Below are 16,695 nucleotides of genomic sequence, written 5' to 3'. Positions count from 1 at the left end.
CATGCGAACACTATTATTGAGTATCGCCTTGAGCGGGTTATCCTTGCAGGTGATGGCTACACCGGCTATCCCAGGGTTTTCAGAGCCAGGTCTTAGGCCATCCACTATCACTGATAAAGCGATTGCCAAAACAGGGCTTTCTACCTATCAGGACGACATCACGGCAGACCAGGGTATGGACGATCTCACACTGGATAGCAAGGCCTTGCATGAAGCGCAGGTGTGGGGGCTTAGTGTGGAGGAAGAAAAACGCTATCTCGCTTTGATGAAAAACCGAAGTGCCTTTTTTTATGAGGGGCTTCACTTAACACCCATTGATATTTTGGGACTTAATGCACGCAATGACGCGGAGCGAACCCATTTCGCCCAATTGGCAGCGCACATCGAGGCACAAAAGGTGGCGCAGAATCTTGCCTGGAATCAGGCCTTTTATAAAGCGTATAACACGTTGTTTGAGGGCCAGACGGTCATTGATTCGGATTTTGATCCAAGACCTTATTCCCCTGTTTCCCATACACCGGTGCAACTTAAGGCCGGTGATGAACTCTTTTTATTTATTAGGCTTGAGGATTCGGCCCAATCAATGGCCATGATGCTCAGTGATGCAGTGCTTAAATACCCGGGAACTCGCCTGCATTTCATGATTTTAAAGGCTGATAACGCCGCGATTCAAGCCTTGGCTCATCGTTTTGGGTTGGCCCATGAGCTGGTTCAGAAAGGCCTGATTACCTTAAATCACGGGGAATTACATTATGAGAGCCTCAGTTTATCTGATAAGCAAACACCCTTATTGGTTCTGGTGCGTAAGGGGCATTCCAGTCTTGTGGATTTGGGGAAAATTTAAATGAGACTATCGGCCTGGCTCTGTTTTACCTTATTTGTCAGTGGCGCCTATGGGTGGAAAGTGCTGGCGATGCATGATTCAGCGATTCCTTTTACGCCTCAAAGCCTGCATTGGGTGCAAGGTGAAGACCATGAGTCTCCTGCTGCAGCGGTTCAAGCGTATGGATTGCCTATGCAAAGCAAGGTTTCCCCCGGCTATGTAGAGGAGATGAGACTGCCTTATCCTTTGTCGTTAAACCTGCTGGTGGTAGGCAATGATGCCTATTCCAGGCAATGGCTGCTGGCCCATCGTGAGGCCCTGCAGAATTTTCATGGTTTGGGCCTGGTTGCCAAGGTGGAGACTGTAGACCAATTGGCAACACTTGAAATGCTGGCCGGTATGCCTTTGATGGCGGCAAATGTGGATAGCCTCATGGCGTTTATCCATCAAGAGCACTATCCGCTGGTGATTGAAAAGGGAAGGGTGTGGCAATGAGTCGAACTGATTCCCTGCGGGCTACCCAATCCGGGTTGATAAAGCGAGCTTTTACTGCGCTGTTTATTGCGGTGTGTTCAGGTTTTCTGGTGCTTTTTTCCTGGGGGCTTTTTTTGTGGGGAACAAGCTCCTTTGACAGAGCCTTACAGGCTTTAGAGCGCTTAAGCCTGGCTCAGGCGGCCCTGTTGGCGGATTCAACATATCGCACGGGGTTAATTGAGCGTTCCTGGCTTGCGGGCATCAATCAGAGTTGGGAGCGGTTGCTGCACGAGGCCAAATCACAATCCCTGTCGTTGCAAAAGGCTATCGATTGGCCTGCCCTGGATAGCCTGTTTTCGCCACAGAGCACGCCGTTTCTTAGTGATGTACTTCAGGACGTCCAATCCTTTTTCTTGAAGCTGTATGGGTTGTTTTTAGCCTGTGCCCACACCCTCTGGTTAAAAAGTCTGATTTGTTTGTCTGCAATCCCTCTGTTTTTATTAACGGCTCTCGCAGGGCTTGTGGATGGTCTTAACCAACGGGCGATTCGCACGGCGTCCTTGGGCCGAGAATCGACCTATATGTTTCATAAGAGTTTACCGGTAGCGCGAAAAACATTGTTTTGGATTGTCATGCTGTGGCTGGCATTGCCTGTTCAGTTCAATCCAGCGCTTTTGTTTTTGGGGCTTAGTGTCAGTCTGGCTTGGGTGATGAGCATCTCAGCCAGTCGCTTTAAAAAGTATTTATAGGAGAGGAGAGAGGATGAATTACTTACAACGATGGATGGCAGGTTTGGTGTTCATGATGATGGTGGGTACAGGCTTTGCTGATAATGCTGCCTTGAATGAAACACTGGTGCGCCTTATCAATCAGATTAACGCCATGATGCCGCTTTTGGATGAAGCGTCTGAGGAGACAGAAAGCAATGCGCGCCTTGTCTTCCATATCGATAGTTTTATCGGGCCTGATGGCAAAAAGCGGGCAGGCGTTCGTGATGATTTGTTAGCCATCCGCAATAGCTTGATTGAGTTTATCAATCAGCCGGCTGTTGCACCTAAAACCATTAAGCCTCTGGCCCTGGATTATGTGGGCAAGGGCTAACCATGGTCGATGAAATGACTTTATTTAAAGAGGCCTTTCAGCAGGCCGCATCGCAGGCGCCGCAGACCTATGCCAATGTGTTGCGTTTGATAGGCGTGGTGTTGGCGTTTAGCGCGTCTGCCTGGGCTGTCATGCGCTTTTTAGAGAGTGAGGCGAAGTCATCTGAGCAGTTTGTCCTCACGCTAACCATGCGACTTTTTAAAGTACTGTTAGCCCTTGTTCTATTCACACTTGTTTTTAAACCTTAGGAGAACACCATGAGCCGTATCATCCGTCGACTGTTAAACCCTGTGCCTGGTCTGCTGATTGCAGGACTTTGTGCCATCGCACCCAATGCGTCTGCCAACGATGACTGGTTTCCCACGACCTTTGTTGGCACGGTGACCAACAAGGAGGGCATGACTTTTTTCTCTGAAAAATTAATTCAGGGATTTAAGTTATTGCTATTCGCCATTTGTATTTACTGCTTTTACCAATTTGTGCTGACCGTTTCACATGGAATTGAGGCGGCCAAGAAAAGTGAATCGGGCTTAATGGCCGTGTTTAGTTCGTATGCCGTGATGTCATTTCTCTATTTGGCTATCAGTATCGCCAGTGCCTATTTTGGATTCACGGCGGTGAGCAAGTTTAGCCTTTAACAAAGGAGCGTTTGATGAATAAACCATCCAGCCGTTACCTGACCCATGATTTTGTGGTGTATCAGGGACTGACCTTAAAAGAGCTTCTGGTCACTGCTGCTGTCGGCATGCTTGGGGTATCACTGGCTGCTGCCTTAATGGGTCTTTTTTTCGGCTGTCCTGGGTTGTCTGCCGCCTTTGGCCTGGTCCTGGGATTTTTAATAGGGATCCGCGTGTTTCCTCATTGGGTGGCCAAAGCGAAAGCGGGTAAGCCACAGGGCTATGTCCGCAAACGCCTGGTGATTGCTGCTGCCGGCAAAGGGCTTTGTCAATCCCCTTATGTCAATCACCAGGGGATTTGGCGTAAGCAACGGCTGGTTGGGGAAAAGCATGTTTGACTATTATAAAAAAGTGGACAGTTTAAATCAGTTAAATCGTCTGTTGCTTGTCGTTTGTGTCGCTTTTTTTATTATCACGCTTTGGCTAGGCTATGCGCTCTTGCAAGCGCCTTCCCGCCTTGAAATCTGGCTAACGCCTGCCATGCGTGCCAGCGGGGGATTGGTGAAGGCGGAGGATATTCCTGATGAATATGTGCATGGCTTTGCCAGCACCTTAATCCCTCCTTTACACACCTGGACTGCCAATGGCGAGGCTGAATTTAAACAGGCCATTGCTCAATATCGTCACTATTTAACACCGCGTTATCGCGATGTGTTGACGGCTAACACGCAGGCGTTGGAGAAAGCTGGTCTTTTTTCAAGAACACAAATGGTCAGCCTTTATCGCTTTCTTGAACCGCAGGATGTGAAAAAAATAGGTCATAACCTCTGGGAGGTGCATCTGGTCTTGCGTATTACGCAAAAGCTGAATGAACAATCGACGATGGTCATTGCCGATAAAGTCGTGGATTACCACTATCGTGTGGTGAAGGTGAATGTCTCCAAAATCCACAATCCCTTTGGCTTAGCCCTTGATGGTTACAACCAGCCAGAACACCTGGTCAGGGATTTATTAAGTCACGAACCCCAAGGAGTCAGTCAATCATGAGAACCCGTTGGACAGGGCTTGTCTTAGGTCTGTTAATGAGTAGCGTGCTGTATGGCGCATCCACTGAACATGTGTTGTGGGACAAGAGTCCTATTCCCATTCAGTTGCCCTTGAATGAAGAGCGTATGGTGCGTTTTCCATCAGCCATTTCAATTATTGATTCAGAGCTGGATAAGACCGTTGGGATGATGAAAATGGATGATACGCTGTATGTGAATGCCCATCAGCCATTTCAAAACAAGCAGCTTGTGGTGCAACTGATGCCCGATGGCGAGGTCATTGTGTTAAGGTTTTCAGCCGATGAAAACTACCACAATACCCAACAGGTTGAGGTGGTACTGCCCCAGCAGGCGCCCTTGCCTGCAAAGGAAGAGGATAGCGAGGCTAGGCAGGAGGCACCAGACCGGGCTATCAATCCGGTGTCTTTAACCCGGTTTGCGATTCAATCGCTCTATGCGCCGGCGAGACTGTTAGAGACGCCGCCAGGACTTAGCCGTACTGCCATGCAAACGCAAAAGACGATTACGTTAGTGTATGGGGCGGCTGTCACCGCTCACCCTTTGATTTCCTGGGCGGCCGATGGTTTGTATGTCACTGCGGTTGAATTGAAAAACGAACTGAATAAAAAAATCATTTTAGATCCGCGCCAGTTGCTGGGGGAATGGCAAACGGCGACTTTCTATCCCACCAATACTTTAAACCCGCGCGCCAGTCATGAAACCACGACGGTTTTCCTGGTGTCCTCAAGGCCCTTTGGCGAAGCCTTAAAGGCCTTTGGGGGGTATGTACGATGAGTCAGAACAAAGGCATCAAACTCATCACCGGCGTGGTCGTGCTGGTGGTCATACTCTTAGTCGTCAGTGGTGGGAAGAGTCAAACAGACGACCCCTCGACAAAATCCGACATCAATAATGTCAATCAGGCCATTGCCAGTCAGTTTAATGACAACATCCGTGATGTGTCAGCCAGGCTGATTGAGGATGAAAAAAAGAGTACGCGCCTGGCTGAGGACAACAAGCTGCTTAAGGCCAAACTCGATTCATTGCTGGCGATGAAAGAGCAAGGTGGTGTGGTCGTGCGCGAAGACAGCTCTGAATTAAAAGCCAGTGTAGAGGCCTTGAAAACGGAATTGGCGCAGGTCAAAGCGCAGCAGACCTCCACGCCTTCAGCCAATGACTACGCAGTAAATGGAGGAAATCGCGTTGAAAACGGTAGTCTCTTGCCTCGTATCAAAGACATTGATGCCTTGCTGGTGGAACGGAAATTGACCGACAATGAGCGCCTCTATTGGAAAAAGCTGGCCGAACGTAAACAGGCGGTGGTGAAAAAGCGCCCTGCTCAACCGGTTTCAATCGAGAAGGCGCCGGCCATTCCTTATTACACCATTCCTGCCGGTGCGGATTTGGGCAATACCGTTTTATTGTCTGCCTTGATTGGGCAAGTGCCGGTGGAAGGCAAATTAATGCAACCTTTGTTTCCCTTTTCAGCACTCATTTCACGAGGCGATTTAATGGCGTCCAATGGAGTTCCTCTGCCGCCAGATGTGTCCGGCATGAAAGTGAACGGGTATGCCATTGGCGTAGGCTCCTTTCTCGATGATATTTCTTGCGTGAGGGCTTATGTAACCTCGGTGCTGTTTACCTTCCAGGATGGGCATTTTGTCGTAGTCGGCAATGAGCAAATGAAAAATTCTGCTGAGCTCGTGAATAACGACAGTTTAGGCTATCTCACAACACCCTTTGGAAATCCTTGTATTCATGGCAAGTATTTTACCAATGCACCGCGTGTTTTAACGGCCATGATGGCGGCAGGCGGTGTTCAGGGTGCCGGTAACGCCTTGTCGCAATGGCAAATGAGCTATTTTGCAGGAGCCAATGGTGGCGCTGCCATTCCTACTGGCTCGTTTGGCAAATACGCAGCAGGGGAGGCTGTGGCTGGCGGGTCAGTCAAAGCGGCCGACTGGCTGGAAAAACGCATTCAGGGCAGTTTCGACATGGTGTTTGTGCCAGCGAGTCTCAAATGCCGTCAAGGCAACCGTGTCCGATGGTGTGCTAATCATGTGTCACTGCATTTAACCAAAACCATATCCATTGATAAAGAACCTTTAGGGAGGATGATCCATTATGGCCGTCAACAACAGTATTCGCGCGATTTTTCTTTGCGTTAGCAGTATGGCGTTGCTAGCAGGCTGTTCGCACAGTGTGTCTTCCGGTGGTGTACCGGAAGAGGGTTTGACGATGAGCGATATTTATCATCGAAGCATTGCCGATTCCGCACAAAGTTGGACGGTACCGGCTTACCGAGGGCGGCGACAAGTTAATTATGAAGGGTATGTTCGCGAAGCGCACAATGAAACGCAGGCCAAATTTAAAACACTGGATAATCCGGCCATTCCCATTTTTGTTTATCCCCATGTGGCGCAATTAGGGGATGAGCAATTGGTCAAACCAGGCTTTAGCTCTGAATTTTTCCTCTACAAGAACAATCAGTTTGCTTTAGCCAACGAGCGCTATTAAGCGGAGGGGTTATGCAGCGATTACACAAAGCGATGCATTGGCTGCTGGGTGCGCAGGATAGCCAGGCAGTCAAGGCGTCTGTGATTAAACAGCGTTATCAGAATCCCATGCCCTCACTGGCAGCGCAATGGGCCTGTGTTGATTTTTGTGATGAAAAAAACCTGTTTTTGCTCGCGGATGGAATTAGCGTGGGCTCAGGGTTCGAGTTAGGCGATATTGCTGCAGAAGCGGCATCGCCAGAATACATTGAAACTTTGTTTGAACGGGTCAAGGAAACCTTTTCCTATGTTTTGCCCCTCTATCAGGAAAACCCCTGGGTCATGCAATTGTTTGTTCAGGATGAATTCAGTTTGCGCCCTGTGTTAAAAACCATTCGCGAGGCGGTATCGCCTGAGTGCAAGGGGGATCCCTTTACTGAGGATTATCTCAAGCGACTTGAAGATTTAATGGCTAAAATGACGCGTAAACAGGGTCTTTTTATCGATCCTAAAACCGATTTACCTTATCGCGGACGCCAGCGCCGTATTCGTCTTTTGTTTTATCGGCTTTATCAAACGCCAAACTCGGTGACCCGCGAGCAAGCGGTGATGGAACATGAGGAGATGATTGAGCAGATTTATGCCAAGCTTAAATCGCCAGGCCTGACGCTCAAACGCTTAACGGGGAAAAATTATTATCAATGGTGGGCAAGATGGTTTCATCCAGAGCCTGCCGAAACCGAGGGCAACATTAACCAATGGCTGGCTGCCATGCCTTATCCTTACCCTAAACCCGCGGGTTTTGATATGGTGCATGCGGTTTTGGGCCAGGTTCACAGCGATGCAAACGGGTTTTATTTCGATGGGATCCCGCATCGAATCATGTACGTGGATGGGCTGAAAGCCTCACCTGAGATTGGCCATTTATCGCGGGAAATGCCGCGTGATAATCCTAAACACTGTTATGCTGCCCTGGATAAATTACCTGAAGGAGCGATGTACACTGTATCCGTCATTTTCAGTGATGATGAGGCCTTGCATGCCCATTTACAGCGCCTGGAAAAAGGAATTATTGGAACCAGTTCCTTACCTACCCTTGCGCGGGAAGACATCAAACAGGCGCGCGGTGAGATGGGGCTTGGGAATCGCCTCTATTGGGTCAATCAGGCGGTTTTTTATCGCGCAGACGATGAGAAGGCTTTATTGGCGGTAGAAAAAGAGCTCAAACGTCTGTTTTTTGACATCAAAATGCCTTTGATTGATGCCGCTTTTGATTTGCATCCGCTCAATAGTTATCTCAATGGTCTGCCCTTTAACTTTTCGCCGCAGTATGCACGCAAGCACCTGGGTTTTGACAGGGTGCTTTATGCTTCGGAGCTCGCGGCTCTTTTACCCGTCTATGGCCGTTTTAAGGGCATTAAAGACCAGCCTTGTTTTTGCTTTTTCAACCGCTTGGGCGAGCCTGTTTTATGGGATCCCTTAAGCCATTATTTCGTGAGCCAAAATTCCCATATGGCCTTGTTTGCGAGTTCAGGCGGCGGTAAATCAGTGTTAACCGGTCTGATGGTCAATAGTTTGATGGCGATGAAAAATGCCCGTATTGTGTTGTTTGAAATGGGCAATAGTTTTGACCGAATCCTTTTGCACTGTGAGCAATACGGCAAAAAAACAAGCCGCCTGCTGTTAAGTAAAGACAAATCCAAAGCGGTTCCTTTAAATCCCTTTTGCGATGCCTATCGCGCACTACCTGAAATTGGCCATCCATCCTATTTTGAACAGCTTGAGCAAAAAGCAAAAACACTCCATGAATTAACCGAGGATTTGGATAAAAGCGCATTCACTGATACGGAAGAAGCCTGTCAAAACCGTGATTATTTATCGGAACTGGCGTTAGCGCTGCGCACCATGCTAACCGAAGCCAATGAGCAAGAAGAACAAGCCTTTACTTTGGCTGATGAATCCCTGCTGTTGCAGGTATTAAGTGATGCCATAGTGGACTCCTATCAACGCGGTGTTCCGCAGATGCTCACCGAGCATGTGGTGGAGGCCTTTAAGCGCCGGATTCAACGGGAAGAGGCGGGACGAAAAAAGGAGCGATTGCAGGACATGCATGACCGTTTGCTGAACTATGTCATCAATTCTGCGAAATCCTCGTATTTTAATGTACCGACAGAGCCTTTGGGTGACTTTGATATTTTTCATATTGATGTCTCGGCGATGAAAGACAATAAGGGGCAGCTTGCTTTGGTCATGGTGTCCTTGCTGCCGCGCATCCTCGCCTTGGCAGAGGCCACGCAACACGTTGAGCGGCCAACCTTTCTATTCATTGATGAGGCGCATTTGCAGTTTGATATTGATGTGATTGTGGCGCTTTGCCTTTTGATTGCCAAAGTTGCGCGAAAGCTGGGGCTTTGGCTGGTGCCTGTTACCCAAAACATCAGTGATTTAAGTTCAGCGCGAGCTACTAAAATCCTGTCCTTACTCGAAACCTGGATTGTGCTGGGCTTTAACGAACAGGAACTGAACGATTTATTGCGCTTTAAACCGTTGCCTCCTGAGCAGCAAAGCCTGGTTCGCAGTGTCAGCTCACAAAAAGGACTGTATGCGGAAGCGGTCCTCCTGGGCTCCCGTTTTCAAGGGCTATTTCGGGTGATCCCACCGCGTTATTTCCTGGCTTTGCTCATGAATGAAAAACAGGAAAAAGCGGCTCGAAAACAATTGGAGGACGAACATGGCATTCTCAAAGCCGCTGAAATCATGGCCGAGACGCTGGAAAACAAGAAAGAGCGGCAGCGTCAGGATGATTATTTTTATGATGATGACTTCCTTTAACGGGCAGGGATTAGGAGCATCGATGAATCGCACCCTTGAATCGATTGAATGGTTTAGCTTAAACCCGCTACCTGAGGCAGTGAGTCATCCAGCCCTTAACTATTGCTGGATGCAGGAGGGTGAACATCTTGACCAGACGCTTGATACACAGTACCGCATCAACAAGCAGGTGGATTTAATCCGCTTTGATGCCGCCTACAGGCATTTTTTTCAATGCCAGCTTAAAGCCCTTCACTACCCCATAAGTCATCTGCCCGCTATTGTTTTTAACGGTACGGAGGTGGTGTATGGCATTGACTCCTTATCCGATGCCATTGCAATCTGGGAGAAGCAAGATGTTTAAAGCGCCTCTTCTGGCTGTGATGCTGTTTTGCCCTGTTTTGACTTTAGGCGCAGAAAGCACCAAGCCGCCCAAGCCCTTAAATAGCTTACAGTTGGCAGCGAAAATCAATGCAAAAATCCCTGCCTATTCGCATATTAAGCTGAAAGGAGTTTGTGTCTGGTTAACGAAAAAGTTCCCACCCAAAATGATTACAGCGCCTGCCATCGCCCAATTTGTGCCGGATTTAATTGTGACGGTTTCAAATCAGCCAGGTCAAAACCCCTGGATGGAAGCCAACATGCTGGTTGAAAACAAGCTCGCCCTGGCAGGATATCAGGCAGTTTACCAAGAGGCCATGGGGGTTCCTTTAGGGTTTGGCAATGATTCGATGTTAATCAATCCTGCCCATCTGAATGAGGGGTATACCCGGGTGGTCAGTGTTTTTGGTGCCCCACCAGCGCTTCGCCTGCCTTCAATCACCCATCGCCCCGAAACTGCTTTTCCGGCGGTTTATTATTCCTCACTGGCTGATGCGGTGATGGAGCGCACTGAGGCGGCAGAGCTTGCCTATATGGCCACGCATCCTGATTTATTGGTTGGGCATGCAATAGGTAGTGCCACATCGCATTGGGGCTTCGAGATACCGCGGCTGATGCATGTGACTCAACCGTCACGCTTCAGAGCCTCTGTGGTGGCAGCGATGCATGCGGCTGACATTGTGACCAATGCGTCCAGCTTGCATGCCGGCATCAATACCTCCAATCGCTGCGGCAAGGATTGCATTATTGCCAATGTCATTCATGACTCGCAACGAAAGAAGGTGATTTGGCATGAAGTGTATCCCAAAAACCGCCTTGTTAAGCCAGGCAATGCCGAGGATTGGGGGATTGAGGATGAAAAAGCCGGGCATGGCAACTACATCTTTGTGCTGTGGCGGCGATATGAGGGCTGCGTGGAGCAGAAAGGACAATTAATCAGTGGCGTAGGCATGGGAAAACCGCCTAAGCGATAACAGGCAGGAGAGACGATGAAACAATCATTAATTGGATTCAGTATGCTGGTGGCAGCAGGGGCTTCATGGGCCTCGCTGTTCCCTGAAAAATCAGAATATTATTATGCGCTGGGTGGCGGGTCGGATTTGTATGTGCCAGCCGTGAGCAAAACCGAAAAAATAAACATTGGAGGGGATATCCGTGCGGATGGGGTCCTAAATTGCGGGGTCTTTAATCCCGTTATCAGCATTGGTAATGCATTTAATGGCATCAAAGAGAAAATAGCGGGCGTACCCGCTTCGATGGTGGATGGATTAAAGGGAGGCGTTGCAGGCTATCCCATGTATAAACTCAGCCAATCCATGCCAGCTTTATATAATATTATCCAGAACACCGCGTTTAGTGGATACAATGAGTTTCAGGCCAAAGTCAACCATTGCTATCAGGTCAAACGAAATCTTGAAAACGGCAGTTCTCCTGTCAGTGCGATCTTGTCTGTGTCAGATTCTGCCGGTTGGATTGAGGCATCACAACGGGCCGCGGCGAATAGTCAACACGATCCGGTGGATTTAACGGAGACCACTAAAACCATTGCGCAAAAATCAGATGAATATGGCATTCCCTGGGTTCACCGCGACAAAGGAAATTCCGGTGGCGTCTTCCAAGCCCCGATTGAAGTCATTTCGGATGTAGTCATCGCCGGTTATAACCTTTTGTTAACCCCTTCCCGACATTTAGATGATACCACGCCCGTTACAGAGTCTATGCGAAAAACCCATCCCTTCGCCCAAGTCTGGGCAACGCCCAAGGCGGCGTCAGAATGGGCAGTGTATGTGTTGGGTGATCTTCGTATTTCCCATGCGAAAACCACTGGCAGTAAGGATGCCAAAGCAGGGGTGGGACTGGTTACCTTATTGAAAAGTTGTCCGGCGGTTGCAGAATCAAAAACCTGCACGGCGAATGTTGCTGATTATTTGTGGCAATTGGTGGATGGGAAATTGACGCTGACCGAGGCCAATTTACGAAAGTTATCTCCCGGTAGTGTGCTGATTACCCGCGATATCATCTCGTCCATCTCACTATTAGCGCGCGAAGAACAAATCATTACGGTCTCCAAATTGGCCGAAGAAATTGCCATGCAAAACGTGCTGGAAGACGCCTTGATGTTAAAGCGGATATTAGAGACAGGGTATCAGATTCAGGAGGTACAAAATCTTAAACCGGTTCAGGACATGATTAAGCAGGCGATTGCCAGGCTTGAGTCGGAAATAAAAGGGTTGTCGTTTGAACAAGAGGTGAGGAAACGGATGATGACTGATACGTTAAACATCGTGATGGATGTTCGCCGACAGCAGCTAAAGTCCGCCCAACCGTCTAAGTCCCAAGGTCAGGAAATCATTAAAGAAGGGGCGCTGTATACCCAGGCTAAGGAAGGGCAAGCATCATGATTGTGTTTAATCCTTTATCCCTTTACACCACTTTTTTAGGCTGGCAGCAGTATGATTTGATTTACAGGGTTTTATGGGAAACAGGGATTCTCTTCTTTGGCTTTATCGGTATTGTGTTTCGTTATTTTAAACACCTGGCAGCGCCTTCCGGCGCTACGCATCATGCGGCAGACCATGCGGTCAATCATTTTCTCTATGAGTTGCTGAGTGCCTTTTTGGTGTGCAGCCTGTTTGTCTACCCTTGTATGCAACTACAACAAAAGGGATTGTCCTTTAAACCCGTTTGCTCCCTAGGCGGGGCTCAAGTGAAAGATTCAAATATTATGGACAGTGGTACCACCTATGATGAGGCTTTCGCTGATGTGCTCAGTGACAATGTGAGAGTACCTTTGATGTTGTATTTATTACAAAACGGGGCCTCAGCACTCACCTATGGCTTGATGAAAACGACCGGTTGTAGCGATAGCTTGCAAGCCATTAAAGGTGACTTAATTTCAACCCACATTCCTCAAGCCTTGCGAAAACAGGCCTTTGATTTTCACGAGCAGTGTTACCTCGAAGCCAAAAGCGAGTATTTAAATAAGCCGCTTAATCAAGCCGAGCAGGAAAAGGCAAAGGAAATCATGACAAATTATGGCGGAGAAGACGATTTAAACTGGATGGGGTCGAAAGTCTTACAAACGTTTTACTATGGCCGTCTGAAAGCGAAAAGCCCTGTGGCCGGTTTTTCTTATGCCGACTATCCCTCTAGCCATTTTGCTGAGGCAGCCAAAGAGGATAAAGCGGTGGCTAATCATCTTCCTGATTCCGGATACCCCACCTGTGACGCCTGGTGGTTAACGATTCGGAATGAATTGGTCGAAACCAGCAATCGCGCCTCCTGGTATGACGAGCATTTAGGCCAATGGAATGTGGAACGTCGTGTTGGCCAATACCAGCTTAAGCATAAACTGGGTTGGGGTAGTCAAATCAGCTCAAGTGATTTTATTGCGCGTGTGTTGCTGGAAGGCGATGGCTTGCAAGTCGGTGCCAGTGAAGCCTTGTTCAATGAAAATAACGGCGCATTCGGTACGGCAGCATCACGTACACTCGTGAATTCTGGCCAATGGATAAAGTCCTGGTCGACAACACCTTTAAAGCGTGAGGCGACCATGCAATCCTTGCCGATTATGCAGGCCTTTTTCATGTTCTTCCTCATTGTACTGACTCCTTTTGTGTTGGCCTTAAGCGGGTATAGCCTACGAGCCGTTTGCAGCATCTGCGCTTTGATGTTTATGGGGATTTTTATTCAGTACCTCTGGCACTTGGCTGGCTTTTTAGAACGTGCAATGGTCAATAGTCTGGGTGAAAACAATGTGGTGTCGGCCATGCAAAACATCATGCTCTTGTTTTACTTCATTGCTCCCATCGTGTTATTGAAATTGTCCTCTCATTTTGGTGGAGAAGGTGGGGCTGTTTTGAGCAGCTTAATGGACTCTTCGCAAAACGTGGCCGATGAAAAGACCAAGACAGCAGAAGGCCTTGTCCGAACTCCAGCTTCTTTTGCGACCCTTGGCCTAATTGGCAAGAAGGGGTGAGCATGACAAGGCCAGAAATTTTAGCTGCTTCTCGTTGCTTTGCGAAATTCGCTATAGCTTATCTTGCCTTGGTCGAAAAGTTTGTGAGGATCTTGGGAGTCAAAGCTGTGTCGTGCGGGTTTTTTACTTTCTGTACCTGCTATTTCAAAGCAAGCACCCAGCACGATAAATGTAAAGCGCAAAATCCCTTTTATCAGTTTAATCCAGTTCATGTGGAGTTATCCCTATGCTAAAACGTTCTTTGAAATACCTCATTATAACGCTGGTTCAGTTCATTATACTAGCCTTATTGGTTGTCGTGGTGGTTAGTCAGTTTTTATCCTCTGCCGAGGAAGCGGCTGCCTGGCAAACGTTCTTTAAACGTTATCAACTGCATTTTTTAGGGTTTCATTGCTTGTTTTATCTTGTTCTTTTCCTTGCCTGGCCGGTCTTGATTCATCAGTTCTTGACACGACGGGGTATAGTGCTCGATGCGGTACGTTTAAAGCAGGCCCAGCATGCTCGTTATTATGGTGTGGGTTTTCTTATTTTGCTGGAAGTCTTGTTTCAATGGAGCGCCTCATGAATCGCTATCCGGTCGAAAACCTGTTACGTGAAGCCACGGAATTTTATTCCGCCATTACGTTTTTTTCATTAGCCCTGATGGCCTGGTTATTGCCGCATCTGCTGTTATTAACCGAGGGCATGAGTCAAATTGCCCTTCTCATTTTGCTCAGTTTTGGCCTGTACCGTTTTGTTCAGGGCTATCGGATTAAACGGTATCAATATCGTTTAAAAACCATGCCTTATTACGGCCTATCAACCCGTGAAATCCCGCTGTCCAGGAAAGAGCTTTTTCTGGGTCGCGGTTTTCTCTGGACGCCTTTGCATACCCAACGTCTGCATCAAATCAAACAAGTGGCTAATCAACGATTTCTCAAGACAGGGAGATTGTATCGTCTGGCCCGCTTGTATACCAAACGTTATCCCAAAAGCTGGCTCACTGCTCTTCTTAATCATCCCACGGCATTCAATCCTTTAAGGCCCCTGCCTGATGTTGGCGGCAAACCCTATCTGCACGGGCTTGGCAACCAGGATAAGTCTATCACCTTGGGCCAGGGTGTACGGGTAGGTCATACTTTTGTGTTAGGCACCACACGGGTAGGAAAAACCAGGCTGGCATCGGTTTTAATCAACCAGGACATCAGAAATGGTGATGCGGTGATTGTGGTTGACCCCAAAGGTGATTTGGATTTGGTACGTGATATGTATTCCGCCTGCCTGGCCTCTAATCGCCTGGCTGATTTTAAAATCATTCATCTGGGCTATCCTGAGGTGTCAGCCAGCTATAACCCCTTAAAAAACTTTGACCAAATTACCGAAGTGGCGACCCGAATTACAGATGCAATCAATGCTGATGGGGAAGGGAAGCAGTTTGCTGATTTTGCCTGGAAGTATGCCAATGTGGTAGGGAATGCTTTACTCGCCTTAAATGAGCCCATTACCTACCGAGAAATTGGCTTTTATATCACACGTCTTGATCTGCTGTTGATGCGTTACTGCGATCATGTCTTTGCCCATGAAGATGCAAACTATCTGCCAGGGGTTGATGCGATGATTGCGGAGAATGATGCCAAAGTGGATAAAGTGGGTAATCCCTATCCGCCCATGGAGCGCTCGAAAGCGGTATTAAAATACGTCAAAGCGTATGTCAGCGATATGATTCAAAATGGCGATATCAAAGCGTTTCAGGGGAATCTTCTGCTTGAATTGTATGATGCAGCAAGCCTGGATAAGCAATATTACGACAAAATTACCGCAAGTCTTGGGCCAGTGCTTGCGAAGATTAATAGCTCCAATGCGTCTGATATCTTTTCAACCTCGCGAACTGATGCAGACATTTCGTTAATGGATGTCATTAAACATAAACAAGTCCTCTACATTGGACTAGACAGTTTGTCCAATGCCACAGTGGCTTCCGATGTGGGTAAAGCGTTTTTATCGGATTTGGTATCAACGGCTGGAAAAATTTATAAGGAGCCGAACGCTAAATACACCTTAAATCTTCATTGTGATGAATTATCCGAAATCATTCAGGAAGCCTTTGTTAAAATCTTGAACAAAGCCGGTGGGGCAGGGTTTCAGGTCACCGCTTACGCTCAAACCAAACAGGATTTGGAAGTGGCTTTAGGCTCACGTGCAATGGCAGAAATGACCGAAGGGAATTTAAATACGCTGATTATGTTGCGGGTTAAAAACACCGATACGGCCAAAGTCTTAACGGACATGCTGCCCTCGGTGGATGTGGTGTCGCATACCCAGGTGTCAATGGTAAATGACACACCACACGGAACAGAGCAGGTCTATTTCAATACCAGTAATGAAGACCGTGTTCAGATGACTTCTGTGCCCATGATTGAACCCTCTGATGTAGCGGCTCTTCCTAAAGGACAGGCCTTTGTGTTAGCGAATGGCGGCGAGCTGTATAAAATCCGTATTCCTTTGCCCATCAATGATGGTTTGGCACCGGATGATGTCGTCAGTGCCATGCGAGAGCTTAATTTTAAAAAACAGCCTTTAACCGATAAAGAAGAGCAGGCCAGCCCACCTGAGTCTTCTCTTTCCCAACTCTCCGATTCACATTCTGAACAATCAGATAAACCTGTAGGACAGGCGATAGCGATTGACGCCATAGAGCCTGTAGTGGTGACTCAGAGCATGGGCGGTTTACAGGCGATTCAGACGATTGCTCAAGAAGTACTTCCCCAAGACGAAGCGCAGGGAACAGTCTTGCATAATGCGGTGATAGACAAGGAGAAGCCTACTCCAATTGAGCCACAGCTTAAAAGTATAGAGCTTGAAGAGGCGGCAACACTTAGAGCCGATTTCACAGGCTGGCTCGAAAAACGGATGAATTCCAACAACCGTGCGTATCAAGCAGCGAGTCAGAGGCTGGTTAAAACCAATCATACCTTGGGGAATGACAGGG

General features: G+C 48.0%; 18 protein-coding genes and 1 pseudogene. 18 read left to right on the top strand and 1 reads right to left on the bottom strand.

Annotated features, from left to right (window positions below; genetic code table 11):
* Window position 1 precedes the first annotated feature (1 nt).
* Genes T345_RS0109540 through T345_RS0109465 form a run of 16 tightly spaced genes read left to right on the top strand, consistent with a single transcriptional unit; the run spans window position 2 to window position 13,727 of the window.
* On the top strand, window positions 2-844 hold the full coding sequence (locus tag T345_RS0109540; protein ID WP_028389157.1) for a TIGR03759 family integrating conjugative element protein: 843 nt from the start codon (window positions 2-4) through the stop codon (window positions 842-844).
* On the top strand, window positions 845-1,318 hold the full coding sequence (locus T345_RS0109535) for a PFL_4695 family integrating conjugative element protein (RefSeq protein WP_028389156.1): 474 nt from the start codon (window positions 845-847) through the stop codon (window positions 1,316-1,318). It begins immediately after the preceding gene.
* Entirely contained in the window at window positions 1,315-2,046 is a 732-nt protein-coding gene (locus tag T345_RS0109530; RefSeq protein WP_051555223.1) for an IncC plasmid conjugative DNA transfer DtrJ family protein, read from the top strand. Before T345_RS0109535 ends, T345_RS0109530 begins: the two co-directional genes overlap by 4 nt.
* A 34-nt stretch (window positions 2,047-2,080) precedes the next feature.
* Entirely contained in the window at window positions 2,081-2,398 is a 318-nt protein-coding gene (locus T345_RS0109525) for a hypothetical protein (RefSeq protein ID WP_028389154.1), read from the top strand.
* 2 nt (window positions 2,399-2,400) lie between these two features.
* A complete protein-coding gene (locus T345_RS0109520) occupies window positions 2,401-2,646 on the top strand; it encodes a hypothetical protein (protein ID WP_028389153.1) in 246 nt (81 codons plus the stop codon).
* Between the two features lie 9 nt (window positions 2,647-2,655).
* Window positions 2,656-3,036 carry a hypothetical protein gene (locus T345_RS0109515; RefSeq protein WP_051555222.1) on the top strand — a complete coding sequence of 127 codons (381 nt, stop codon included), beginning with the start codon at window positions 2,656-2,658 and terminating at the stop codon, window positions 3,034-3,036.
* Between the two features lie 14 nt (window positions 3,037-3,050).
* The gene (locus T345_RS0109510) at window positions 3,051-3,413 is read left to right on the top strand and encodes a TIGR03750 family conjugal transfer protein (RefSeq protein WP_028389151.1); all 363 of its coding nucleotides are present in this window, start codon (window positions 3,051-3,053) and stop codon (window positions 3,411-3,413) included.
* Window positions 3,406-4,062, top strand: a complete 657-nt coding sequence (locus T345_RS0109505) for a DUF2895 family protein (RefSeq protein ID WP_028389150.1) — start codon at window positions 3,406-3,408, stop codon at window positions 4,060-4,062. The genes T345_RS0109510 and T345_RS0109505 overlap by 8 nt, the downstream gene beginning before the upstream one ends.
* Window positions 4,059-4,856 carry a TIGR03749 family integrating conjugative element protein gene (locus T345_RS0109500; protein ID WP_035918687.1) on the top strand — a complete coding sequence of 266 codons (798 nt, stop codon included), beginning with the start codon at window positions 4,059-4,061 and terminating at the stop codon, window positions 4,854-4,856. Before T345_RS0109505 ends, T345_RS0109500 begins: the two co-directional genes overlap by 4 nt.
* The gene (locus T345_RS0109495; protein ID WP_028389148.1) at window positions 4,853-6,229 is read left to right on the top strand and encodes a TIGR03752 family integrating conjugative element protein; all 1,377 of its coding nucleotides are present in this window, start codon (window positions 4,853-4,855) and stop codon (window positions 6,227-6,229) included. Before T345_RS0109500 ends, T345_RS0109495 begins: the two co-directional genes overlap by 4 nt.
* Window positions 6,186-6,578 carry a TIGR03751 family conjugal transfer lipoprotein gene (locus T345_RS0109490; RefSeq protein ID WP_028389147.1) on the top strand — a complete coding sequence of 131 codons (393 nt, stop codon included), beginning with the start codon at window positions 6,186-6,188 and terminating at the stop codon, window positions 6,576-6,578. The genes T345_RS0109495 and T345_RS0109490 overlap by 44 nt, the downstream gene beginning before the upstream one ends.
* Before the next feature lie 11 nt (window positions 6,579-6,589).
* On the top strand, window positions 6,590-9,388 hold the full coding sequence (locus T345_RS0109485; protein WP_028389146.1) for a conjugative transfer ATPase: 2,799 nt from the start codon (window positions 6,590-6,592) through the stop codon (window positions 9,386-9,388).
* Window positions 9,389-9,410: 22 nt separating this feature from the next.
* Window positions 9,411-9,731, top strand: a complete 321-nt coding sequence (locus T345_RS0109480; protein WP_165476863.1) for a DUF1525 domain-containing protein — start codon at window positions 9,411-9,413, stop codon at window positions 9,729-9,731.
* Window positions 9,724-10,722 (top strand): TIGR03756 family integrating conjugative element protein, encoded by a 999-nt coding sequence (locus T345_RS0109475; protein WP_084273782.1) that lies wholly within the window; start codon window positions 9,724-9,726, stop codon window positions 10,720-10,722. Before T345_RS0109480 ends, T345_RS0109475 begins: the two co-directional genes overlap by 8 nt.
* 15 nt (window positions 10,723-10,737) lie before the next feature.
* Complete coding sequence (locus T345_RS0109470) at window positions 10,738-12,150, top strand: integrating conjugative element protein (RefSeq protein ID WP_028389143.1); 1,413 nt, start codon at window positions 10,738-10,740, stop codon at window positions 12,148-12,150.
* Window positions 12,147-13,727: a conjugal transfer protein TraG N-terminal domain-containing protein gene (locus tag T345_RS0109465; protein ID WP_028389142.1), complete on the top strand. Its 1,581-nt coding sequence runs from the start codon at window positions 12,147-12,149 to the stop codon at window positions 13,725-13,727. The genes T345_RS0109470 and T345_RS0109465 overlap by 4 nt, the downstream gene beginning before the upstream one ends.
* Before the next feature lie 20 nt (window positions 13,728-13,747).
* On the opposite strand, the gene T345_RS15070 is transcribed toward T345_RS0109465, so the two are convergent.
* The gene (locus tag T345_RS15070) at window positions 13,748-13,939 is read right to left on the bottom strand and encodes a hypothetical protein (RefSeq protein ID WP_028389141.1); all 192 of its coding nucleotides are present in this window, start codon (window positions 13,937-13,939) and stop codon (window positions 13,748-13,750) included.
* A 14-nt stretch (window positions 13,940-13,953) separates the two neighbouring features.
* On the opposite strand from T345_RS15070, the gene T345_RS0109455 reads away from it, so the two are divergent.
* On the top strand, window positions 13,954-14,292 hold the full coding sequence (locus T345_RS0109455) for a hypothetical protein (protein ID WP_028389140.1): 339 nt from the start codon (window positions 13,954-13,956) through the stop codon (window positions 14,290-14,292).
* Window positions 14,289-16,268, top strand: a pseudogene (gene traD / locus T345_RS0109450) (type IV conjugative transfer system coupling protein TraD); the annotation flags it as partial. The gene T345_RS0109455 and the pseudogene traD, both read left to right, overlap by 4 nt.
* Window positions 16,269-16,695 lie beyond the last annotated feature (427 nt).

This window comes from Legionella fairfieldensis ATCC 49588, assembly GCF_000621525.1.
In the GTDB taxonomy this organism is placed as follows: domain Bacteria; phylum Pseudomonadota; class Gammaproteobacteria; order Legionellales; family Legionellaceae; genus Tatlockia; species Tatlockia fairfieldensis.
Note: the sequence above shows the minus strand (reverse complement) of the source record. Positions and strands in the feature narration are given on the sequence as shown.